The organism is Aeromonas sp. PI_26 (assembly GCF_027854445.1).
GTDB classification, from domain to species: Bacteria; Pseudomonadota; Gammaproteobacteria; order Enterobacterales; family Aeromonadaceae; genus Aeromonas; species Aeromonas veronii.
In genome coordinates this window covers 275,948-296,775 of sequence record NZ_JAJNOE010000002.1, presented here as the reverse complement: position 1 = coordinate 296,775, position 20,828 = coordinate 275,948, and the positions used below count along the sequence as shown (strand labels likewise).

Here is a 20,828-nt window from a genome sequence, read left to right as displayed (position 1 = left end):
ATGGTCCCCTCAGTTGATGCTGGATTGAGGCAGGTTGCGCGACACTGTCAATCTGTTGAGCTGACAGGATTCCTGAGTGATTGCGTGCTGGATCAGCGAAGGAATGTCGAGGATCAGGGCGACTTCTCCCCCCCCCAGAATGGTTGAACCACTAATGCCCTGCAGGCGCTGGAACAATTTCCCCAACGGTTTGATGACGGTCTGGAATTCTCCCAGCAGTTCATCCACTACCAGTCCGGATTTTTTGCCTGCATGGCTGACCACGACAATGTTCTCGCGCCGCCCCTTGCTGCCATTGGTATCGAAGTAGTGTTGCAGGCGGATAAAGGGCAGCACCTCGCCACGTAAATTGATGTAATTGCGACCCTGGGTATCGGCCAGTGCACTCTGGGTCAATTCAACGCACTCGATCACCATATCGAGGGGAATGACGTAGTGGGTGTCGCAGACTCGCACCAGGAAGCCGTCGATGATGGCAAGGGTAAGCGGCAGGCGGATCTGCACACGGGTTCCTTTTCCGGGGATGCTGTCCAGATCGACCGTGCCGCGCAGGGCAGTGATGTTGCGTTTGACGACATCCATACCCACCCCGCGACCGGAGAGGTTGGTTATCGCCTCGGCGGTAGAGAACCCCGGCTCGAAGATCAGGTTGTATATCTCCTGATCCGTCAGCGTGGTGGTTGAGCTGATCAGACCGCGCTCGATGGCTTTTTGCTGGATCTTGGCTTTGTTGAGACCAGCTCCATCATCCCGAATTTCGATGACGATACTGTTGGAGTCGTGATAGGCATTGAGATTCAGGGTGCCACGGGGGGATTTGCCTGCCAGCAGCCGTTGCTCTGCCGATTCGATGCCGTGATCCATCGAGTTTCTGACCAGATGCATCAGCGGATCGGCGATCTTCTCTACCACCGATTTGTCCAGTTCAGTCTCGGCTCCTGAGATCACCAGAGTGATATCCTTGTTCAGTTCCTGACTGACATCGCGCACCACCCGCTGGAAGCGGTTGAAGGTATCGCCGATAGGCACCATTCGCAGGCGCAGTGCACTGTCGCGGATCTCTTCCACCAGCATGGCAATGACTGAGGTGGCTTCCTGCAACTGGCTTTCGCGGGTGCGTTGGGCCAGCAGATTGGCTCCAGAACTGGCGACTACCAACTCCCCGACCAGATTGATTAGATCGTCCAGCTTGTCGGCATGCACCCTGACGTAACGGCCCTCTTTGCTCTTGCTCTCCTTGGTCTGGTTCTGTTTTTTCAGGGCGGCATCGACGACGGCTTCGTTGACAGCACCCTGCGCAATCAGGATTTCTCCGAGTTTGGGCGCTTGTTCTGCCGGGGTCGCTTGTTGTGCCTGTAGACCGCTTGCTAACTCCTCTGCAGTCAGGGCGCCGGTGTTGACCAGCAACTGCCCCAGCATGGCGCTATCTTCCGGCAGAGACTCGATCAGGTTGATGAACTCGGCGATCTTGCTGTGGGGCGGCAAGATGGTGATCTGGCAGTCATCTCTGACAAATTCAAAAACATCGCTGATGGCTGCCTTGTCTGCCTGCGAGTCGAAGTCTATCTCGTAGCCGAGGTAGCAATTCTCCGGATCGAACTGTTCCCAATCCGGTAGCGCCTGATGGATGGTCTCCACCGAGCATATGGTTCCGAGAGTGCCGAGATAGCGCAGAAATGCGGCCGGATCCATGCCATTGCGCAGCACATCGGGGCCAAAACGCAGGGAGATATGCCACAGGGAGGCGGAGCTGGTAATCCCTCCCTCTTTTTCGATTTTGGGTTCCGGCGTATGCACAGTATCTGGCAGCGTGGCATGGGGGACGCACTGATGACGGGTGAGGGTGAGCCTCAGCCGTTCATCCTGGTTGGCATCGCCCTCGCTTAACGTGCTGCCCTGTTCTGCAACGACACTGATGAGCGTCTGGATGTGGTCACAGCTCTCCAGCAGATCCTTGATCAGAGGAGAGGTGACGGTGAGCTGCTGATTGCGGATCTGGTCTAGCAGATCCTCGACGATATGGGTAAACCCGACGATGGGTTGCAGACCAAACAGGCCAGCCGACCCCTTGATGGTATGAGCAGCACGGAAGATGGCACCAATCAGCTCGCTATTGTCAGGGTCAGATTCCAGTGATAGAAGGGCTGACTCCATCTCTTCAAGCAACTCGCGTGCCTCGGCGATATAGGTTTGTAAAGCCTGATCAAGATCGATGCTCACGGTGACTCCTTGTCATGGTGGCTCAGGGCCGTTCGCCATGGGTGATGAGGGTGGGGTCGCCAAAAAAGGCCGAGAGCTGGCAGAGCTCCAGCAGTTCAAGCACAACATGGCTGTGCCAGACCAGCGCCAGGGAGGAGCCTTGCTGCAGAGCGGTTTTCTTTGCTGCCAGCAGCAATTGCAGCCCTGCGCTGTCTATCTCGGATACCGCCGCCAAATTCAGCTCCAGTTCGTTCCCCTGATGCAATAAGGGCGAGAGGGCATCTTTCAGCTCGCTGACTGTATAAATGGTGATCTCGTCCGGCATGGTCACCACTACCTTGTTGTCGAGTATCTCACTCTGTAGTTGCATGATGCGCTCCGGATCACGGCATGATGAGCTTGGCGACTGCGGCCAGCATCTGTTCGGGCTGGAAGGGTTTGACCACCCAGGCTTTGGCTCCCGCGGCTTGTCCCTCCTGCTTCTTGCTGTCCTGAGACTCGGTGGTCAGCATGATGACAGGGGTAAATTTGTAGTTGGCCAGCTTTTTGGCCTCTTTGACGAAGGTGATGCCATCCATGTTCGGCATGTTGACGTCACTGATGATCAGGTTGATCTTCTTGCCATCAAGTTTGTTGAGCGCATCTTTGCCGTCAGAGGCTTCCATGACCTCATAACCGGCGCCCTTGAGGGTCATGCCCACGACTTGGCGAATAGTTGCCGAGTCATCCACGATCAGGATCGTTTTGCCCATATCTCTCTCCTAGAAAAATGTGATGTCGGCGCTGCTTGGTTGCGCGTTGACAGAACGGGTGGTGCGACCATGGTGAATATTGCGCTGTTCGTCGGTGGCGTATGAGAGCTCCATTTCTGCCAGCCAGCGATTGGCATCGATCTGGATTGGCCCTGTCGCATTGCTGCTCTGCTTCGAAGCAACCAGATGGCTGGAGAGGCTCTCCATGTTTTGTCTGACGTGGCTGAGGATCTGGCTGACCCTGTCTTGAAATTGCAGCGAGACAATGACACTGGAGATTTCGCGATGGATATCGGTGCTCTCGTTTTGCAGCAGGGAGGCGGATTCCGCCAGGCTGTCAGTGGCATGGCGAAAACGGGCCAGCACCTGTTCGATTGTCTGCTCCGAATTGAGCGCTGAGGCGTGATCCCGTGCGGCAGCATTTTCGGCAATCTGGAAGGCGCGGCCGATAGCAGTATTGATGGTATCAACCTTGTCGGTCATCTTCTGGGCGGTTTCGCTGGAGAGGCGGGAGAGGTTGCGCACTTCATCAGCGACCACTGCAAAGCCACGACCAGCTTCCCCTGCACGAGCCGCTTCAATGGCGGCATTGAGGGCCAGCAGGTTGGTCTGGGAGGCGATTTTGGCCACATCCATGGCCATGGTGTTGAGCTCTATGGTGTAGGTGGTCAGGCTTTTTATCTCACCCAGCATGGCGTCCCGATTGGCCTGGGCGGAATGCAGGATGGCAACCACTTCATTGAGCTGCTGCTGGCTCTCGCTCAAGACTCCTGCCATGCCACGGGAATTGGCATCACCCAATTCTCCGGCTGCCAGATGAGAAGCATTGACTGCTTCTTCCAGCTTGTTGGCCAAGCCGCTGAAGCGTTGGGTCAGGTCAATCATCGCGGCTTCGGTTTGTTGACGAGAGCTTTCAATTTGCTGGGACCAGATAGGTAGAGCCTTCTCGCACACCTGTTCGAGCCCGATGATGGAGTGGGCGAGAGGATCGGTCGCGACGGTTTGTTCCTCTCCTGCACGATGTCGGAGTGTGTGCTGGTGGAAGTGACTCGATGTCCAGAGCGCGGCGGCAATACCAACCAGCACATTGAGCAGCAGGTAGAGAGGTGACAGCGCATCGGCAAGCTGCAGCAACAGGCAGCTCAGCAGAGCAAGCCCGATGCAGCAAATCCAGCAAACCGGTTCCCAAAGCGGTGTGTTCACGCCACTTTTGTGTTGTGCCATACGTAGCTTATCCCTGTGCAATTATTTGGTAAGAGGTAAAGGCGCGGGACCGAAACAGTCATGGTGCCCCTTGACGCTCTTTTCTTTATTTATAGTTGGCACAATAAGGTTAGCGGAAAAAAATTAATTGGCTGCAAATCGGAGTTGTTTGTATCAGCGATTGCCGTATCAAGCGGCTTGCAAAGTGGGGAGCAGAGCTAGGTGGGGATGAAAAGGAGAGAAGGAGCCTGAGGATTCAGGCTCCTGATGAGGATCACGCCTCGTTGGCGTGAGCCTTCTGGCAACCTTCCACGGCGTGGGCGATGAGCTCCAGCGCGCTCTTGTCGCATGGGGGGAGTTCAGCATCGCACGCCTTGATGGGGGTGACGCGATCGCCCCACTTGATGATGGCGGCTCCCCATGTCAGACCGGCACCGAAGGCAGCGGTCAGCAGATAGGAGTTCGGCTTGACGCGGCCCTGCTCCAGCGCTTCGCACAGAGCGATGGGCACAGTGGCTGCGGAGGTGTTGCCATAGTTTTCGATGTTGACCATCACCTTCTCCATCGGCGCATTCATCCGCTTGGCGAGGGTCTCGATGATGCGGATATTGGCCTGGTGCGGCACGATCAGGTCGACCTGCTCCGGCGCAATGCCAGCTTGCGCCAGCACTGTGCTGGTGGCTTCACCCATGCCGCGTACGGCGCGTTTGAAGATCTCCGGACCTTCGAAGTTGAAGGTGAACAGCCCATCGATATCGGCAAAACGCACCCGATCAGTACCGAAGTTCGGTACGTGCAGGATCTCCCGGGCTTCGCTGTCACAGCCCAGCTTGTTGGCGATCAGGCCACACTCCTGTTCGCTTGCCTCGATCACCACGGCACCTGCCCCGTCGCCAAACAGCACGGCGGTATCGCGGCGTGCCCAGTCCAGCAGGTAGGTGAGGCGCTCGGCGCCGATCACCAGCACCTTCTTCATCATGCCGGTCTGCACCAGCGAGGTGGCGACGGAGAGGGAGTAGACAAAACCGGTGCAGGCCGCGTTGAGGTCGAATACGGCAGCGTTGACTGCGCCCAGCTTCTTTTGCACCGCAGAGGCGGCGCTTGGCAGCAGGTTGTCCGGGGTGGCGGTAGCCAGGATGATGCCATCGAGATCGCTCGCTTCCAGACCGGCGCAGGCCAGTGCGCGGCGACCGGCCAGGGTGGCGAGATCCGAGGTGCTGACATGGGAGATCCGGCGGGCCTTGATGCCGGTGCGCGGATAGATCCACTCGTCTGACGTATCCATGATGGTGCTGAGGTCGTCGTTGGTCAGCACAGAGGGAGGCAGGCATTTGCCCCAGCCGGTGATATTGGCGTATTTCATCTTGTTACCGCTTCTCAAAGTGGATCGCCCGCGGGCGGAAAATCGTGCAATTATGCCGTACGAGACAACCACTGTCATCTTGTGGTCATGGTTATGTGCGGGGGGCTCAGCTGTGCCATCTGGTCGCAAAGGGCTGCAACGTGCTGAGCATGGCTGGAAATTTTGCTTAAAACGCGGGACTCCTCTGCCCTAAGATAGGCGTTTCACCACCGATGAGGGTATCTCCTTGCTCAGAGCCAATCTCAACTTGTTGCCGACCCTCAAGGTACTGCTGGAGACCCGTAATATCAGCCGCGCCGCCGAGCTGCTGCACCTGAGTCAGCCCTCCATCAGCAAGCAGCTTGCCCAGTTGCGCAGCGAGTTTGACGACGAGTTGCTGGTGCGGGAGGGGCAACGCTGGCTGCTGACGCCGCGTGCCGAAGCGCTGGCCGCCCAGCTGGCGGATTCTCTCGGTGCGCTGGAGCGGCTCTACGAGGCCCCCGGGTTTGACCCGAGCCGCTGCGAGCGGGTATTTCGGCTCGCCTCCTCCGATTATGTGGCCCAGCATATCCTGCCCGATATCTGTGCCGCGCTCGCCAAACAGGCGCCGTTGGCGGCGCTGGAGTACAGCCTGTGGGACAAACGTCAGCTGCCGCAGCTGTGGCAGTCCGAGCTGGATCTGGTCTCTACCATCACCGAGCAGGTACCGGAGCAGATACGCGGTCTGCATCAGGGGGAAGATCGGCTGGCGGTGCTGATGGGACGTCATCACCCGCTGGCAGGCAAGACGCTTAATCTCGATGACTATCTCGCCTGGCCTCATCTGCAGGTGAGTGGCGGTGGCGACAAGGACAGCCCGGTGGAGCAGGTGTTGGCGCCGCAGGGACTGAGTCGGCGCTGGTTTGCCAGAGTTCCCTTCTTTCAGGCGGCTGTGGAGGTGTTGCTGCGCACCGATTGCCTGATGACCACCCCTGCTCATATCGCCTGGCAGCTCTCCTGTGGCCATGAGCTCACCTTTGTCGATCTGCCCTTTGCTACCCGCGACCAGCAGTATCATCTGCTGTGGCATCAGCGTCACCATCAGGATCCGGCCCACCGCTGGTTTCGCGAGCTGGCCTACCCATTCCTGCGGGATCACCTGCAACGCACCGTCGGCGAGAGTCGCAAGCTGCTCGATCTCGGCGGTTAGCCCCGGTCAGTTGTGTGGCGTTATAGCCATGGGTTATGGGTTCTATTCATAACTTTCACTACTGGCATAATGGCTCAGCCCGTACCCTGAGTGCAGGTCATCATATCGAGCACAAAAGAGGAAAAGCATGGAACTGACGAGTTGGCTGGCACTGGCCGCAATCTGCGTGATGGGGGCCATCAGCCCGGGGCCGAGTCTGGCGCTGATCATCCGCAATACGGTGCAGGGTGGGCAGGGGCACGGCGTCGCCACCGCGCTTGGTCATGGCCTCGGGGTGGGTATCTATGCGCTGGTCACGGCGCTCGGTCTCTCTATTCTGATCACCCAGACCCCGATCCTGTTTGATCTGATCCGCTACGGCGGCGCCGCATTTCTTGCCTGGCTCGGGGTGAAAGCCCTGCTGGCAAAACCAGCCAGTGACGAAGGGAATGAAGAGGTGCATCAACTGCGCGGTCGGCAGGGGGCCTTTGAAGGTTTTATGGTTGCCTTCCTTAACCCCCAGCTGGCGGTTTTCTTCATCGCTCTGTTCAGCCAGTTTGTGCGCGCCGATACCGGCTGGAGCGAAGGGGGCATCATGATGCTCACCGCTGGCGGGATCGATGCAGTCTGGTACGTGCTGGTGGCGCTGGTGCTCTCTCGTGGTCCCGTACTGGCGTGGCTCAAAGCCAAATCCTTTGTGATCGATAAGGTGAGTGGCTTGGTGCTGCTCGGGTTGGCGCTCAAGGTGGTTATCTAATCCTGTATTTCGCAGATACCTTAAGCGGGATCAAGGCACGGGGGTGGTGAATGGGCTAGAGTAGCGGCCATTTGCTGTCCGCCCTGATCCCGAGACCATGCACCAGAACAAGCACCCGTTAAGCCATAACAACCGGTTGGAGCTGCTGGCTCCGGCCAAGAACCTCGCCTACGGCATCGAAGCCATCAACCATGGTGCCGATGCCGTCTACATGGGAGGCCCTGCCTTTGGCGCCCGCAGTGCGGCGGGCAACTCCATCGAGGATATCGAAGCGCTGGCACGTCACGCCCACCGTTTCGGCGCCCAGGTCTTTGTCGCCTTCAACACCCTGCTGCACGATCACGAGCTGGAGCAGGCCCGGCGGCTGACCCACCAGATCTACGAAGCCGGTGCCGATGCGCTCATCGTGCAGGATATGGGACTGCTGGCGCTGGATTTGCCTCCCATCGCGCTCCATGCCAGTACCCAGACCGACAACCGCACGTCGGAGAAGGTGAAGTTTCTGCAGGATGTGGGTTTCTCTCAGGTGGTGCTGGCGCGCGAACTGTCTCTTGCGCAGATCCGCGAGATCAGTGCGGTGACCAATGTGCAGCTGGAGTTCTTTATCCACGGTGCGCTCTGTGTCTCCTACAGCGGCCAGTGCAATATCAGCCATGCCCGTACCGGCCGCAGTGCCAACCGTGGCGAGTGTGCCCAGCTCTGTCGCTTGCCCTGCTCGCTGCAAAAGCCGGACGGTGAAGTGCTGGTGGCCGACAGCCACCTGCTGTCGCTCAAGGATATGGATCAGACCGACAACCTGGAGGCCTTGATCGAGGCGGGGATCCGCTCCTTCAAGATTGAAGGGCGACTCAAGGGGCTCGACTACGTCAAAAACGTTACTGCCTGGTATCGCCAGAAGCTGGACGCCATTCTGGATAGCCGCTCCGATCTGGTGGCCGCCTCGGCGGGTCGTTGCAGCTACAGCTTCACGCCTGACCCCAAGAAGAGCTTCAACCGCGGCAGCACCGACTATTTCCTCCATGGCCGCCAGCAGGGGATCGACTCCACCAAAAGCCCGAAATATGTGGGCGAACCGCTGGGGCGTGTCACCAAGGTGACCCGTGACGGTATCGAGATTGATGGCAAACAGGTCACCCTCAACAACGGCGACGGTCTCGGCTTCTTCAAGCCGAACAATGAGCTGGTGGGGATGCGCCTCAACAAGGTCGAAGGTAAGCAGTTACTCCTGTCAGAACGAATGTCGGGGCTAAAGGTGGGGACAGAAATCTACCGTAACCACGATCAGGCGTTCAGCAAGATGCTGGAGAAGGCGAGCGCGGATCGCCGCATCCGGGTCGATATGGTGCTGGCTGAGTGCGATGAGGGCGTGATTCTCACGCTCACCGACGAGCAGGGCATTAGTGCCGCGGTGACCCTGCCTTGCGACAAGCAGCCTGCCGACAACCCGGAGCGGGCGCTGCAACAGGCGCGGGATCAGCTTGGCAAACTCGGCAATACCCTGTTTGTGGCGCGCAAGATTGAGTTGGCATTCACTCACCCGCTATTTATCGCCGCATCACAGCTCAACGGTTTGCGCCGGGATGGCATCGCTGCACTGGAGGCCGCACGCGTGGCCAGCTACCAGCGCCCCGAGCGACGCATTGCCCTGCGGGATATCAACTATCCCCAGCACCGTCTCTCCTACCTTGGCAATGTGCTGAACAGCGCGGCTGAACAGTTCTTCCGTGAGCATGGGGTAGAGCGCATTGCTCCCGCCTATGAGGCGAACAAGGAGGAGCGGGAAGTGGTGCTGATGATCACCAAGCATTGCATCCGCTATAGCCAGAACCTCTGCCCGAACGAGGTGCCAGGTCTCAAGGCCGAGCCGCTGGAGCTCAAGATGGGTAAAGACACCTTCCGCCTGCGCTTTGACTGCAACCGCTGCGAAATGCATGTAATGGGCAGCCTGAAACGCTGATCAAACAGCCCCTTTCTCCATCCGGAAAGGGGCAATTTTTTATCGCAGGTGCTCTACTCAGACTCCTTTAATTGCCCCTCTCCAGCGCCAGCAGTGCTTTTTTAATCTCCAATCCCCCCGCATAGCCGGTCAGGCTGCCGTTTTGGCCGATCACCCGATGGCAGGGAACGATGATCGAGAGCGGATTGCGGCCATTTGCTGCGCCCACAGCCCGAACCGCCTCGGGCTTGCCGATAGCGCGGGCAATATCGCCGTAGCTGCGGGTCTCGGCGTAGGGTATGTCGCACAACGCTTGCCACACCGCCTGCTGAAAGGCGGTACCACGGGCGGCAAGGGGCAGGGAGAAGCGCTGCAAGCGACCGGCAAAATAGGCGTCAAATTCGGCGAGGAAGGGGGCCAGTGCACAGTGATCTTGCTGCCAGCCACTTATATCGGGCAGTGCCCGCAGGCCCGCCACAAAGTCCACGTGCACCAGACCGGATTCATTGATGGCGACCAGCAGATCGCCGCAGCGGGTCGGCAGGATATCGTAGCGGATCATGGGGTTATCTCCTGTTGTTGGGTATCTGGCTGTTGTTCGTTGCCAGTGGCACGGAGCAGCAAATCGGGCGCTTCGCTCATGGCGTGCCACAGCCAGCTGGCCGCATAGCTGCGCCACGGTTGCCAGGCGGCGCTTTGCGCCAACACCTCTTTCACCGGCAGCTTGGCACCGCCTCCGAGCGCCTTTTGCAGCACCAGATCGGAGGCGGGGAAGGCATCGGTATCTAGCCCGCAGCGCAGCCGCCAGTAAGAGACCGTCCAGGGGCCTATGCCCGGTAGTGCCAGCAACTGCTCATCACTGGCTGTCGTGAGGGTCAGCTCACCGCTGGCCAGTGCCTTCGCCACTCCCCGCAGGGTACGAATACGGCTGCCGGGCATGCCGATGCCGTCGAGATCGAGTTCGCACAACTGGGCGGGGGTCGGTAGTTGCGCCACCCCGAATTGCGCCTCGGTACGGGCCACCAGCCGCCCGAGTATGGTGATGGCCCCCTTGACCGAGACCTGCTGGCCGACGATGGCGCGCAGCATCACCTCATACTCGTCCCAGCCACCCGGCAGCCGTACGCCGGGCCAGCGCGCTTGCAAGCGGGCGAGCAGCGGATCCTGACCGAGCAGATCACCGATCCGCTGCATATCGGCATCGAGATCCCACATCCGGCGCACTCGATAGAGCAGATCGGGTAGCGCCGCGAGCGGCAGATCATGAACGGTGAGTTGCAGGCTGTGCCCCTTGCCCTGCGCGATGCGCACCAGCGCGACCTGATCACCGACCTGGCAGCGCCGCTCATACACTTCGCCATCTACCCGCTCCAGCCCGGGGATCGCACGCAGCCGGTAGAACGCCAGCATGGCCGCCACATCATACGGGGGACGGTAGGGCAACTGCAGCGTCAGCGTTGCGCCGCGCGGCTCCGAGCCTATGTGCTCTGGCGCATGCTCCTCTTGTTGGCGCAGGGTGCGTGGGGCCAGCCCGTAGGCGTTCAGCCAGGCGTCATTGAAGCGGCGGATGCTGGCAAAACCGGCGGTAAACGCGATGTCGGTAATGGGCAGCCCTGTTTCGGTCAGCAGTCGTTTCGCGAGCAGCAGGCGGCGCGTCTGCTCCACCTGTTTTGGCGAGGCGCCGAGGTGCTGCTCGAACTGGCGGCGCAGGGTACGTTCGCTTATCCCTGCCTCAGTGGCCAGTTTGGCGAGCGTTCTCTCCGCCAGCTCGCCGCGATCGATGCGCGCCAGCAGACGTGCCAGTTCAACCGGCAGATCGCCACGGGCGGCGGGGGCCAGCTCGGGGCGGCAGCGCAGGCAGGGGCGCAGCCCATACTGCTCGGCGGCAGCGGCGCTTTGGAAGTAGCGCACGTTGTGCTCGTGGGGTGGCCGTGCCGGGCAGACCGGCCGGCAGTAGATGCCGGTCGAGAGCACGCCGGTAAAGAAACGGCCATCAAAGCGAGCGTCGCGAGCGAGCCGTGCGGCATGGCACTGCTCGCGGCTGAGGGTGTTGATCACCTCATCTTGTGACGACTCTGGGCTGGGCTTTGCATTCATGGTGTTGGCGGCTTTGCTGGAATAGATGACAAGAGAGTAAGGGGGCTCGGGGGTCATGACTAGCCAGAAACGGACAGGGATAGCAAAAATTGGCCAAAGGTTTTTTTGCTCTTTTATTGCACGGTTGGGTTTCACTCTTCGCTCCGTTGTTGTCCATATGTCGCGGCTCGATAGAAGGGGGCATAACGGATGTCGATTGGCCTAGCTTTATTTGCTTGGCGAGATTAGTGGCGGTGAAAACTGCTTAAAAATTAATAACAGATCACATAACTATCTTTTTTACATTGAGTGTGGTGATTTTGTGTTGTTCAATCGAGTCAGTTAATTTTTGATGATTATTAAGTCATCACATCTGCGGCCTTAGGCCGACCAATAACAACAACACTTGCCAAGGATGATAAGTGAACGACTGTAAGGCATGGCGCCATTGCCGGGGCTTTAGTCTGATCGAGTTGTTGATCGCCATGACGGTTGTCAGCATTCTCGCGGCCATCGCGTTGCCAGCGTATCAGGGTTATCTGCAACAGGGACGTCGTTACGAAGCGCAGCAGCAATTGCTGGAGCAGGCGCTCGCCCTCGAACGTATCTATACCCAACAGGGACGTTATCCCGACACGTTTGCCACCCCTTCCAACACGGATTTCTACCAGTTCAGCTACAGCCAGCAAGATGCTGGCGACTACCTGCTCAAAGCCATTCCAACGACGCGACAACAGGATGAGTGCGGCACTCTGACCCTCGATCAGACCGGTTATCGCGCGGCCAATCGCCATGACTGCTGGGGATCATAAGATGAATGTGCGCGGATTTACCCTGATTGAGTTGATGATCACGGTCGGCATAGCCGCCATCTTGCTACTGGTCGGGTTGCCCTCCATGAGTCAGCGCCTTGCGGCCGAACGGCTCGATCGCAGTGCGACCGAACTCGCGTCTGCCTACCGCTTTGCCCGCAGCGAAGCGGTCAAGCTGACCCTGCCGGTGGTATTGCAGGGCACCGAGAACGGTGGCTGGGAGGTGATGGCTGACAGCAAGTTGCTGCGTCAGGCGGCAGCACCTGCTGGCGGAGTGGTGATCAAGCCGTTTGACCCCATCCAGATCGCGCCAACCGGCAGCAGCAGCCACGCCGAGATCATTCTGGCCAATCGCCTCGGTGAGCAGCGGGTGCTCTGCGTGGCCCCGAGCGGCCAGCTGCTGCAAGGGAGCTGCTCATGAGATACGCCGCACTTGCCCGCCAGCAAGGCTTCAATCTGGTGGAGATCATGGTCTCCATGGTGTTGGCTGTGATGGTGTTTCTCGGTCTCGCCAAGGGGCAGATGGTCTCGTTGCAGCAGGCGCATTACAGCTTGCAGAGCACGCTGGCCACGATCGAGGCGAGCAACAGCGTGGAGCAGATCTGGAGCTCGCTGTGTGAAGTGCAGCGCAAGCCCGAGCGGTTCACCCAAGCCGATTTTCTTGCCCGCTTCACCCTGCAGGATGGCCACCGGCTGGTGCTACCGAACCGTTATAGCGACAACTTTGTGGTCGCTATCGAGTGGCAGGATGAGCGGGTCTCCGGCGCCAAGCGGGTGGAGCTGAACGCAGGATTTCCGCCTTTATGCTAAGCGTCCTTTCACGGCAACGAGGCGTCAGTCTCGTCGAGCTGATGATCTCCATGGTGCTCGGTCTGATGCTGATGCTGGCGATTTTTGCCGGTTACGCCCCGATCAAGAGCACGGTCGAGCAGAGCAAGGCGTTGGAGCAGGCGAACGAAGTGCTGCGCTTTGCCACCCTCACCTTTACCAACAGCATCAAGCAGGCGGATCAGCTGATAGCCGTCACCCCTGATCGTCTGACGCTGGCTTTCAAGGTGGAAGGTGGCAGTCAGGTGCTCTCCTGCCTTGGCAACCAGAAAACCGCCGATTTTACCGAGCAGTACCGCTTCACTCCGCCGGTACTCAGTTGCGATGACGGAGATGGCCCGCGCCTGTTGCTGGCCCATCTTCAGGATCTTGAATTCGGCCAGCAGGGTGCACTGGTCAATATCCGCATCTTGCCCGAAGGGCTGCCGAGCTATCTGGCACCGGGAGTAGAGGTGCAGGTGGCCCGCCGCAAGGCGGTCTGGGCAGCAGCGTTGGCCACATCCGGTGCCAACGCCACTGCAGGGGGAGCGGGATGAACAAGGGATTGCAGGGGCAGCGGGGAGCCGTACTGCTGGTGGTGCTGGTGGTGAGCCTGCTGTCGAGTCTGCTGGTGTTTACCAGCATTCAGGAGAACCAGTTACAGACTCGCCTGAGCGGCAATTTTCACAAGAAGATCAATGCGCAGCTCAGTGCCGAGCAGGGGATGAACGAGAGTTATCGCGCCCTGCATCAGGCGCTTGGCGCCGAACCGCGGATAGAGTGGGCTCAACTGGTGCAGAAGGTGCCAAGCAATGGTGAAGGGGCCATGGCGGGCAGCCGCTTCAGCATCGATCAGCTGGATGCCTCCGCCGGCAGCAAGTTGGCGTTGCAGAGCCATGGCCGCTATTTGGAGGGCAATGCCAGCCTCAATGCCCTGTTTGCCCTTAAGCGCGAACCCGGCAATCTCATCTTTCAGGATTCGGTGGTGGCATGCGAAGGGCTCAGCCTCTCCGGTAGCGGTTTTATCGACAGCTACGATTCACGCAAGGGCAAATATGGCGGCACCAACATTAACCAGAATGCCAAGGTGGCGACTGTCAGCGACAAGGCCAATGTGGTGCTCGACGGCAATTCGCCAATTTGGGGCGATGTACGGGCAACAGGTACCGTGACCCTCAACGGATCTTCTCCCATCTCAGGCAACGTGAATGCCGGGAGTGACGTCATTATCTCCCCCTCTTCGGACAAGATTGTCCGGGTCTCCGGCAATGTGAAAGGGGGCGGTAGTTTGACCCTGAAAGGGGGGCGCATCGGTGGTCAGGTGGCGGTCAACGGTAATGTCTCCATGGATTGGGGCACCAGCATCGACAGCGGCAAACTCAGTTATGGTGGTGCTGGTTTTTTTAAAGATCAGGAGAACCAGAAGTATCTGGATCCCGAGTATCGCAACGATCCCAGGTTGCCACCCGTGGCCGGGCAGGTGTGTGACCCGCTCAATGTGGCCTCGTTGCCCAAATCGTTTCCCCCTGCAACATTGCCCATCAATGGCCCGCTGACGCTGGGCGCCACCCAGCAGATGGTGCTGACCACGGCTCCCGCCACTGGCTCGGTCACCAGCAGCAACCAGCACAAGCCCGGGCTGCCGCTACCCGGCAAGGGGGAGCTGTTTGGCAAGGAGCAGACCGTTTACAAGCTCGACAGCCTCAATATGGGGGCCGATGCCAAGCTCACCATCAAGGGGGATGTGGTGCTGCTGATCGACAAGGATTTCACCATGACTGGCAGCAACAAGTTGACGGTGAGCGAGGGGAGCAGCCTGACCCTGATCGTCAGCGGCAAGGTCGATCTCGGGGCCGGTGCCGAGGTGACGGCAGCCAAACAGGGGCTTACCGCTGGCGGTACGCCTGCTATCTCCCTCTATTCCGCGTATAGCGGCAAGGATGGGATCAAGCTGTCGGGCAATACCCCGCTCTATGCCGCCCTATATGCCCCACTCACCGAGATGAAGATCAGCGGAAGTGGCGGTTTGTACGGGGCGGTGCGTGCCAAGCACCTGACCGAGAGTGGTGCGGGCGGGGTGCACTATGACGAGGCGCTGGGCATGGCAGATTTGGGGGATGATCAGGGGCCGCCTCCGACACTGGCACTGCGGCAGTGGCACTTTGTGCAATGAGGCTGGTGAGCCGCTAAAAAGGATCGAATGGGGCGCGCAACTGTGAGAAGGTGGAGATCTGTCCACCTAGCCGTTCACTGTTGAGGAGTGCTCCATGCCAGGCCCCGCTCGCGCCGGTGCCCTGATCTATGCCAAGGATCCGGGCCTGCTGACCCACTTTTACCGTACATTGCTGCAGATGGTGGTCTGCAATCAGGATGAGCAGCTGGTAGTGCTGGAAAACAGCGATATCCAGCTGCTGATCCATGCCATTCCTGAGCCTTATGCCGGGCAAGTCGTTATCAAGCGGCCGCCAGCACTGCGGGAAGAGGGGGCCATCAAGCTGTTCTTCACCGTCTCCAGCCTCGCCTGGGCGGAAGCGAAGGCGGCGGATCTCGGCGGCGGTTTATTGTCACAGCAGTGGACGGGGCCCGGCTTTGTGGTGCGCAACGCCTTCGACCCGGAGGGCAATATCCTGCAACTGCGCGAGTTGCTGGGTTCCCCGGACCCCCTCTGAACTCTCTCTTTTACAGCATTGCCGTGACGGCGTGCTGTGCCATGCACCGCCATAAAAACGGGGCCCTGTAGTGGTCAACTAAAAAGGGCCCCGTTCTGCTGTTAGCTTACTGAGCTCATTACTTCAGGTAGCGCTGTTCCAGATGCTGGCGCAGCCAGTGCGGGTTGAGCGCTTCACCGGTGGCGCGGCGCACCAGCTCGTCGGTGCTGTGCAGGCTCCCCTGTGACCAGATGTTGCGTCCGAGCCAGCCGAAGATCTCCGGCAGGCGGCCCGCCGCGATCACCTCACCCATGCTGCCCAGCTCTTTCTCGAGGGCAAAGCGCAGCTGGGCGGCATACATGGCGCCCAAGGTGTAGCTCGGGAAGTAGCCGAACGAGCCGTCGGTCCAGTGAATATCCTGCATGCAGCCATTGCGGTAGTTGCCCTTGGTGGAGAGCCCCAGCCACTGCTGCATCTTGGCATCCCACAGCTCGGGGATGTCGGCCACCTCGATCTTCCCTTCCACCAGATCGCGCTCCAGCTCGTAGCGCAGAATAACGTGGGCCGGATAGGTCACCTCGTCCGCATCGACCCGGATAAAGCCCGGCTCGACCCGGCTGTAGAGCTTGGCCAGATTGTCCGGCGCAAACGCCGCCTGTTCTCCGAAGTGGTGACGAATGCGTGGCGCCAGCAGCGCGAGGAAGGTCGGATGATGGCCCAGCTGCATCTCGCAAAACAGGCTCTGGCTCTCGTGGATCGCCATGGAGCGCGCTTCGGCCACCGGCTGACCCAGCAGATGGCGCGGCAGCCCCTGCTCGTAACGGGCGTGACCGGTCTCGTGCACTATACCCATCAGGCTGGAGACAAACTCCTGCTCGTTATAGCGGGTAGTGATCCGCACGTCGGTCGGCACGCCGCCACAGAAGGGGTGACTGCTCACATCGAGGCGACCGTGTGCGAAATCAAAGCCGAGCAGCCCCATTACCTCCTGACCGAGCGCCTGCTGGGTGGGGATGGGGAAGGGGCCTTGCGGCAGCAGCATGGCATCGCCCTTCTGCTGTTCACTCACGGTCTGGATAAGAGCCGGTAGCCAGCTGGAGAGATCGCCGAAGATCTGATCGAGCCGTGCGCTGGTCATGCCGGGCTCATAGAGAGCCAGCATGGCGTCGTAGGGGCGCACGCCAAGCGCATCGGCCCGCAGCTGTGCTACTTCACGGGAGAGTTTCACCACCTCCTCGAGATTGGGGGCAAAACCGGCCCAGTCGTTGTTCTTGCGCTGGCTGCGCCAGGCGTGCTCGCACTTGCTGCCAGCGAGCGATAGCGCTTCGACCAGCTCACCGGGCAGCAGGCTGGCATCTTGCCACTGGCGCTTGATCTCGCCGAGGTTGGCCCGTTGCACTTCATCGAGCGGTTCGCTCTCGGCCTTGGCAATCCAGTCACCCAGCTCGGGGGCGGTACGCTTCTGGTGGATCAGCAGACCGAGTTCGGCCATCGCTTCGGCGCGAGCATCGTTGCCCCCCTCCGGCATCATGGCCGCCTGATCCCAGCCGCAGATGGCGGCGAGGTGGCTAAAGCGGTGGATCTGTTGCTGATGTTGTTCAAGCTTTTGATATGACATGGGATTGTCCTTGTTATCGTCCCTGATGGTATGCCGCCCCGTACCTGGCATGCTCGGGGCCGTTCGATGCTAACACCGCCGCTGGATAGTTGACCACCTTCATGCAGGCGGGCCAAAGGCGTGGGGCGAAACGCGGATTAGCCGAGCCGCTTCTGGTGCCGCTCGCGGTTTTCCACTTTTTTGCGTTCGCTTTTGCGCAGCAGCACATAGAGGGCACCGCTGCCGCCGTGGCGACGCTCGGCACTGTGGATCGCCATGACGGCGGGCAGTTGCGGCAACCAGGCGCTCACATAGCTTTTCAGCAGGGCACGCGGGGTGCTGCGCTCCCCCTTGCCGTGCAGGATCAGCAGGCAGCGGATATCCCGGACTTCACAATCCGCAATGAACTGCACCAGCGTCTGGCGCGCTTCGTTGAGGGTTTTCTGGTGCAAGTCCAGGCTGGCCTGCAGCTCGTATTTGCCGAGCCGCAGCTTCTTGTAGACCCCCTCCTGCACCCCATCACGCTTGAAGCCGACGATTTCGTGCGGATCTAGCATCTCGATGGCCTCCATGGTGAGGTGGTCGAGGGCGAGTTGTTCGGCAGTGGCAGCCTGGCGGCGAGCGAGCTGCGCCTCGGTCGGGGCGGATTTGGCCGCATGGGGATGGATGTTGTCGCTGCGAATGGGCCGCACGTCGGCCACTTCATTCATAAATAGCGAGAGTTCGTCGTTATGAGACACGGCAGGCTCCCCATAAGAAAAAGTGGGGGCCATTATAACGGCCGCAACCGGCACAGAAAACGGGGAAAGGGGGAGGGGATAAGGGGCGCCCAGCATGGACGCTGGTGCAGCCTGGCCCGGGAATCACAGTCGCGAACCATAAAACAGCACAGGCGGTCAGTGTGAACTGCCGCCTGTGGTCAGAGGATTATTTGCCCTCTTTGGGTTGTTGAGAATGGGGTTGCTGTGAATGAGGCGGTTGCGAGTGCATCACCTTGTAGATGAAGTAGGCCGCGTAAGAGCTGATGAGCAAGAAGGTGCCGATAATCACCAGCATCGACATCAATCCCACGCTGTTGCCAAACATCAGGTCCAGCCAAAAGTCCATTTTATTGCTCCTGTCACCCGGTTGATGACAGGCATGATAAATACCTCTTTGCCCTGTCCGGGATGATCCCGATCAACTCCCTTGCAGGTTGTTTAATAACCAGTGCGTTCTGTGATCGTTCTCACTGGACTCCTTGCTACCGAGCCTGCACAGGGCCCGGTGTGGTGAGCGGGGTAATGCGCCACCCTTGCTGCTCCAGCAACGCCAGCAACCCCTGCTCGCCGTAAAGGTGCAGGGCCCCTACCACGATAAAGCTCTCGTTGGGCAGGGTAGACCATTTTTTTAGCCAGTTATGGTTGCGCTCGGCCAGCAGGGTCTGCTCCATCCAGCTTTGTAGCGCGGGCGGGGCCATCTCCTCCTTGAGCAGATTGATCAGCGTCGCCTCATCCCCCTGCTGCCACGCCTTCATCACGGCGGCGAAACCACTCTCCAGCATCGGTAGCTCATCCAGGGTGCTGGCGAGCATCAGGGTCTGGTTGTCACCCACGCTGGCCAGATAACCGAGCTGCTCCAGCAGGGTTTCAAAACCTACTACCGGTTTGCCCTCTTTGGCGGCCCGGACGGCAAAGTGCTGGTCTATCCCGAGTTCACTCTTGAAGTCGGAGCGGGCCATGGCGGCCTGAGTCAGGGTAATGGCGGCAAACCAGGGGCGCAGGGTGGCGAGGGTAGCCTCGTCGATGCCATAGCGGGCACCTGCCATCAGGGTGCGTTGATAGAGCTCGGCAGGCAGATGATCCTTGAGCGGTTTGCCATCCACCAGTCGGGTGAGGGAGCCGGTCTGTTGCCACTGATCCGGCGTGATGCTGTTCATGTTCACCTCCATCACCAGTGCGCGACTCTGCAGCCAGGCACGCTCCACTGGCTCGGGCAGCGGATAGAGGGCTGGTTTGCCCGCATGGATGGAGCCCAGCAACCAGTGTTGCTGGTTGCCCTTGCTCACCCGATAGAAGGCGGGATCGGCAAAGGCGTGCAGCGGTAGCAGCAGGCAGAGCAGGAAGGCAAAGAGGGTGCGATGAAATCTCATGGGGATCCTTAATATGCGCCGGGTGACTTCTCTTGCTGACAATAACCCCTATGATAAGTCCTCATTTCAGATAACCAAGAGGTTTGCCATGCCCCATCTTCGTTTTCGCGCCGTGACGCTCGATACCCTGCAACAGGTGAGCGGCCCGCTGCTGGCCGACCTTTGCGAGCTGACCGGCGGCAAGCCGGAGTTTGTCACCATGGAGCGGATTGATAGCTGCTGGATACGCAACGGCGAGCCAGAGGCGGGATTTCCGTTTGTCGAGTTGCACTGGTTCGAACGGCCGCAGGAGATGCAGGACGCTGCCGCGCGCCTTATCACGCGCCATTTGAAACGGGTGCTGGGGGAGCAGACCTATGTGGTGGTGCAGGTGATCCCTCTGGTCAAGAGTGCCTACTACAGCAATGGCGAGCACTATTGAAGAGAGGGACAAACCAGGTTGGCGGGACGGGGGACGCCGCTACCCGGCTAACACCACTTGGGCGGCAGGATGCTTGTCGCCAATCACGGGATCAGGCCGATTTGGCCAGCAGTATATCGAGCCAGCGAGTGGGCAATACCCGTCGCAAGAAGGCAAACAGCCGGGTCGGAGTGGTCACTGGATAGCGTGCCTTGGGATGGGCGTGGGTCAGCGCATGGAGCAGCGGCGGGATGCAGGCTTCGCTGGAGAGGGTAAAGCCGCTGGTTGCTCCCTCTTTTTCCAGCCGCGTCAGGGTCTGGCGGTAGGCCGACTGATGACGGCTCTGGGCCGGATCGATGTGCCGCAAGAAGGCGCTGCGGGCATTGGCACGAAAACGGGTATCGATGGGGCCTGGTTCAATCAGGCTGATATGTACCCCGCTACCCGCCAGTTCGAGGCGCAGAGTGTCGCTATAACCTTCCAGTGCAAATTTGCTGGCGTTATAGGCGCCGCGATACTTCATGGCAACCAGCCCCAGAACCGAGCTGTTCTGCACTATCCGCCCCTCTTTGGCCTCCAGCATCGGCGGTAGCACCTGACGGATCAGATGGTGCCAGCCAAACAGGTTGGTATTGAATTGTTCCCTGAGCGCCTCGGTGGGCAGATCTTCCAGCGCCCCAGGTTGGCCATAAGCGCCGTTGTTGAACAGGCCATAGAGGCGCCCGCCTGCCAGATGGAGCGCCGCACTGGCACCCAGCTCGATGGAGGCGGGGTCAGCCAGATCCAGCTGTACCGCCAGCAATCCCTGTTGCTGCAAGCGGGCCACATCTTCCGCCTTGCGCGCCGAGGCAATCACGGTAAAACCGTGCTGCCCGAGCGCCTGTGCGGCGGCGAGGCCAATACCGCTGGAACAACCGGTGATCAAAACAAAACGGGGCATGATGGCGTCCTTGTGACTGCTGACAAAAGCGTGCTGGTGAGTGGATAAAACCCTTATCCG

General features: G+C 59.7%; 22 protein-coding genes. 10 read left to right on the top strand and 12 right to left on the bottom strand.

What is annotated here, in order from left to right; genetic code table 11:
• Positions 1-9: 9 nt before the first annotated feature.
• From LRL22_RS03870 to LRL22_RS03850, 5 genes are all read right to left on the bottom strand, one after another.
• On the bottom strand, positions 10-2,220 hold the full coding sequence (locus tag LRL22_RS03870) for a chemotaxis protein CheA (RefSeq protein WP_270904765.1): 2,211 nt from the start codon (positions 2,218-2,220) through the stop codon (positions 10-12).
• A 22-nt stretch (positions 2,221-2,242) separates the two neighbouring features.
• Positions 2,243-2,569, bottom strand: a complete 327-nt coding sequence (locus tag LRL22_RS03865; RefSeq protein ID WP_270904764.1) for an STAS domain-containing protein — start codon at positions 2,567-2,569, stop codon at positions 2,243-2,245.
• A 13-nt stretch (positions 2,570-2,582) separates the two neighbouring features.
• Entirely contained in the window at positions 2,583-2,951 is a 369-nt protein-coding gene (locus LRL22_RS03860; RefSeq protein WP_005338778.1) for a response regulator, read from the bottom strand.
• Between the two features lie 9 nt (positions 2,952-2,960).
• Positions 2,961-4,175: a methyl-accepting chemotaxis protein gene (locus tag LRL22_RS20435; RefSeq protein ID WP_342214619.1), complete on the bottom strand. Its 1,215-nt coding sequence runs from the start codon at positions 4,173-4,175 to the stop codon at positions 2,961-2,963.
• A 253-nt stretch (positions 4,176-4,428) separates the two neighbouring features.
• Positions 4,429-5,517, bottom strand: a complete 1,089-nt coding sequence (locus LRL22_RS03850; RefSeq protein ID WP_021230362.1) for a ketoacyl-ACP synthase III — start codon at positions 5,515-5,517, stop codon at positions 4,429-4,431.
• A gap of 226 nt (positions 5,518-5,743) precedes the next feature.
• Between LRL22_RS03850 and LRL22_RS03845 the strand changes: the two genes are divergently transcribed.
• From LRL22_RS03845 to LRL22_RS03835, 3 genes are all read left to right on the top strand, one after another.
• Positions 5,744-6,685, top strand: coding sequence for a LysR family transcriptional regulator (locus tag LRL22_RS03845; RefSeq protein ID WP_270904763.1), 942 nt, complete (start codon positions 5,744-5,746; stop codon positions 6,683-6,685).
• Positions 6,686-6,812: 127 nt separating this feature from the next.
• The gene (locus LRL22_RS03840) at positions 6,813-7,421 is read left to right on the top strand and encodes a LysE family translocator (RefSeq protein ID WP_058057313.1); all 609 of its coding nucleotides are present in this window, start codon (positions 6,813-6,815) and stop codon (positions 7,419-7,421) included.
• A gap of 97 nt (positions 7,422-7,518) precedes the next feature.
• Positions 7,519-9,378, top strand: a complete 1,860-nt coding sequence (locus LRL22_RS03835; protein ID WP_270904762.1) for a peptidase U32 family protein — start codon at positions 7,519-7,521, stop codon at positions 9,376-9,378.
• A 67-nt stretch (positions 9,379-9,445) separates the two neighbouring features.
• Here the strand turns inward: LRL22_RS03835 and LRL22_RS03830 are convergent, their stop codons facing one another.
• Positions 9,446-9,919, bottom strand: a complete 474-nt coding sequence (locus LRL22_RS03830) for a methylated-DNA--[protein]-cysteine S-methyltransferase (protein ID WP_270904761.1) — start codon at positions 9,917-9,919, stop codon at positions 9,446-9,448.
• Positions 9,916-11,454, bottom strand: coding sequence for an AlkA N-terminal domain-containing protein (locus tag LRL22_RS03825; RefSeq protein WP_270904760.1), 1,539 nt, complete (start codon positions 11,452-11,454; stop codon positions 9,916-9,918). The genes LRL22_RS03830 and LRL22_RS03825 overlap by 4 nt, the downstream gene beginning before the upstream one ends.
• Positions 11,455-11,855: 401 nt before the next feature.
• Between LRL22_RS03825 and LRL22_RS03820 the strand changes: the two genes are divergently transcribed.
• The 6 genes from LRL22_RS03820 to LRL22_RS03795 all read left to right on the top strand — a co-directional run bounded on the left by LRL22_RS03820 (position 11,856) and on the right by LRL22_RS03795 (position 15,721).
• Positions 11,856-12,245, top strand: coding sequence for a type IV pilin protein (locus LRL22_RS03820; protein ID WP_042054203.1), 390 nt, complete (start codon positions 11,856-11,858; stop codon positions 12,243-12,245).
• A gap of 1 nt (position 12,246) precedes the next feature.
• A complete protein-coding gene (locus tag LRL22_RS03815) occupies positions 12,247-12,666 on the top strand; it encodes a GspH/FimT family pseudopilin (protein ID WP_005338751.1) in 420 nt (139 codons plus the stop codon).
• Complete coding sequence (locus LRL22_RS03810; RefSeq protein ID WP_204484027.1) at positions 12,663-13,055, top strand: type IV pilus modification PilV family protein; 393 nt, start codon at positions 12,663-12,665, stop codon at positions 13,053-13,055. Before LRL22_RS03815 ends, LRL22_RS03810 begins: the two co-directional genes overlap by 4 nt.
• On the top strand, positions 13,049-13,609 hold the full coding sequence (locus LRL22_RS03805) for a PilW family protein (protein ID WP_204484026.1): 561 nt from the start codon (positions 13,049-13,051) through the stop codon (positions 13,607-13,609). Before LRL22_RS03810 ends, LRL22_RS03805 begins: the two co-directional genes overlap by 7 nt.
• The gene (locus tag LRL22_RS03800; protein ID WP_270904759.1) at positions 13,606-15,225 is read left to right on the top strand and encodes a DUF7305 domain-containing protein; all 1,620 of its coding nucleotides are present in this window, start codon (positions 13,606-13,608) and stop codon (positions 15,223-15,225) included. The genes LRL22_RS03805 and LRL22_RS03800 overlap by 4 nt, the downstream gene beginning before the upstream one ends.
• A gap of 94 nt (positions 15,226-15,319) precedes the next feature.
• The gene (locus LRL22_RS03795; RefSeq protein ID WP_204484025.1) at positions 15,320-15,721 is read left to right on the top strand and encodes a VOC family protein; all 402 of its coding nucleotides are present in this window, start codon (positions 15,320-15,322) and stop codon (positions 15,719-15,721) included.
• A 118-nt stretch (positions 15,722-15,839) separates the two neighbouring features.
• On the opposite strand, the gene LRL22_RS03790 is transcribed toward LRL22_RS03795, so the two are convergent.
• From LRL22_RS03790 to LRL22_RS03775, 4 genes are all read right to left on the bottom strand, one after another.
• On the bottom strand, positions 15,840-17,318 hold the full coding sequence (locus LRL22_RS03790) for a carboxypeptidase M32 (protein ID WP_270904758.1): 1,479 nt from the start codon (positions 17,316-17,318) through the stop codon (positions 15,840-15,842).
• Between the two features lie 137 nt (positions 17,319-17,455).
• Entirely contained in the window at positions 17,456-18,037 is a 582-nt protein-coding gene (smrA, locus tag LRL22_RS03785) for a DNA endonuclease SmrA (protein WP_159143130.1), read from the bottom strand.
• Between the two features lie 187 nt (positions 18,038-18,224).
• Positions 18,225-18,404 (bottom strand): DUF3149 domain-containing protein, encoded by a 180-nt coding sequence (locus tag LRL22_RS03780; protein WP_005338733.1) that lies wholly within the window; start codon positions 18,402-18,404, stop codon positions 18,225-18,227.
• 136 nt (positions 18,405-18,540) lie between these two features.
• Complete coding sequence (locus tag LRL22_RS03775; protein ID WP_270904757.1) at positions 18,541-19,428, bottom strand: TraB/GumN family protein; 888 nt, start codon at positions 19,426-19,428, stop codon at positions 18,541-18,543.
• Between the two features lie 88 nt (positions 19,429-19,516).
• On the opposite strand from LRL22_RS03775, the gene LRL22_RS03770 reads away from it, so the two are divergent.
• Positions 19,517-19,849 carry a DUF1904 family protein gene (locus LRL22_RS03770; protein ID WP_270904756.1) on the top strand — a complete coding sequence of 111 codons (333 nt, stop codon included), beginning with the start codon at positions 19,517-19,519 and terminating at the stop codon, positions 19,847-19,849.
• 91 nt (positions 19,850-19,940) lie between these two features.
• Here the strand turns inward: LRL22_RS03770 and LRL22_RS03765 are convergent, their stop codons facing one another.
• A complete protein-coding gene (locus LRL22_RS03765; protein WP_123173634.1) occupies positions 19,941-20,768 on the bottom strand; it encodes an SDR family oxidoreductase in 828 nt (275 codons plus the stop codon).
• Between the last annotated feature and the right edge of the window lie 60 nt (positions 20,769-20,828).

Excerpts from the sequence above, each read along its gene's own strand:
- LRL22_RS03865 (WP_270904764.1), bottom strand. The coding sequence starts at position 2,569 with ATGCAACTACAGAGTGAGATACTCGACAACAAGGTAGTGGTGACCATG.
- LRL22_RS03860 (WP_005338778.1), bottom strand. The coding sequence starts at position 2,951 with ATGGGCAAAACGATCCTGATCGTGGATGACTCGGCAACTATTCGCCAA.
- LRL22_RS20435 (WP_342214619.1), bottom strand. The coding sequence starts at position 4,175 with ATGGCACAACACAAAAGTGGCGTGAACACACCGCTTTGGGAACCGGTT.
- LRL22_RS03850 (WP_021230362.1), bottom strand. The coding sequence starts at position 5,517 with ATGAAATACGCCAATATCACCGGCTGGGGCAAATGCCTGCCTCCCTCT.
- LRL22_RS03840 (WP_058057313.1), top strand. The coding sequence starts at position 6,813 with ATGGAACTGACGAGTTGGCTGGCACTGGCCGCAATCTGCGTGATGGGG.
- LRL22_RS03835 (WP_270904762.1), top strand. The coding sequence starts at position 7,519 with ATGCACCAGAACAAGCACCCGTTAAGCCATAACAACCGGTTGGAGCTG.
- LRL22_RS03830 (WP_270904761.1), bottom strand. The coding sequence starts at position 9,919 with ATGATCCGCTACGATATCCTGCCGACCCGCTGCGGCGATCTGCTGGTC.
- LRL22_RS03825 (WP_270904760.1), bottom strand. The coding sequence starts at position 11,454 with ATGAATGCAAAGCCCAGCCCAGAGTCGTCACAAGATGAGGTGATCAAC.
- LRL22_RS03815 (WP_005338751.1), top strand. The coding sequence starts at position 12,247 with ATGAATGTGCGCGGATTTACCCTGATTGAGTTGATGATCACGGTCGGC.
- LRL22_RS03810 (WP_204484027.1), top strand. The coding sequence starts at position 12,663 with ATGAGATACGCCGCACTTGCCCGCCAGCAAGGCTTCAATCTGGTGGAG.
- LRL22_RS03805 (WP_204484026.1), top strand. The coding sequence starts at position 13,049 with ATGCTAAGCGTCCTTTCACGGCAACGAGGCGTCAGTCTCGTCGAGCTG.
- LRL22_RS03800 (WP_270904759.1), top strand. The coding sequence starts at position 13,606 with ATGAACAAGGGATTGCAGGGGCAGCGGGGAGCCGTACTGCTGGTGGTG.
- LRL22_RS03795 (WP_204484025.1), top strand. The coding sequence starts at position 15,320 with ATGCCAGGCCCCGCTCGCGCCGGTGCCCTGATCTATGCCAAGGATCCG.
- LRL22_RS03790 (WP_270904758.1), bottom strand. The coding sequence starts at position 17,318 with ATGTCATATCAAAAGCTTGAACAACATCAGCAACAGATCCACCGCTTT.
- LRL22_RS03780 (WP_005338733.1), bottom strand. The coding sequence starts at position 18,404 with ATGGACTTTTGGCTGGACCTGATGTTTGGCAACAGCGTGGGATTGATG.
- LRL22_RS03775 (WP_270904757.1), bottom strand. The coding sequence starts at position 19,428 with ATGAGATTTCATCGCACCCTCTTTGCCTTCCTGCTCTGCCTGCTGCTA.
- LRL22_RS03770 (WP_270904756.1), top strand. The coding sequence starts at position 19,517 with ATGCCCCATCTTCGTTTTCGCGCCGTGACGCTCGATACCCTGCAACAG.
- LRL22_RS03765 (WP_123173634.1), bottom strand. The coding sequence starts at position 20,768 with ATGCCCCGTTTTGTTTTGATCACCGGTTGTTCCAGCGGTATTGGCCTC.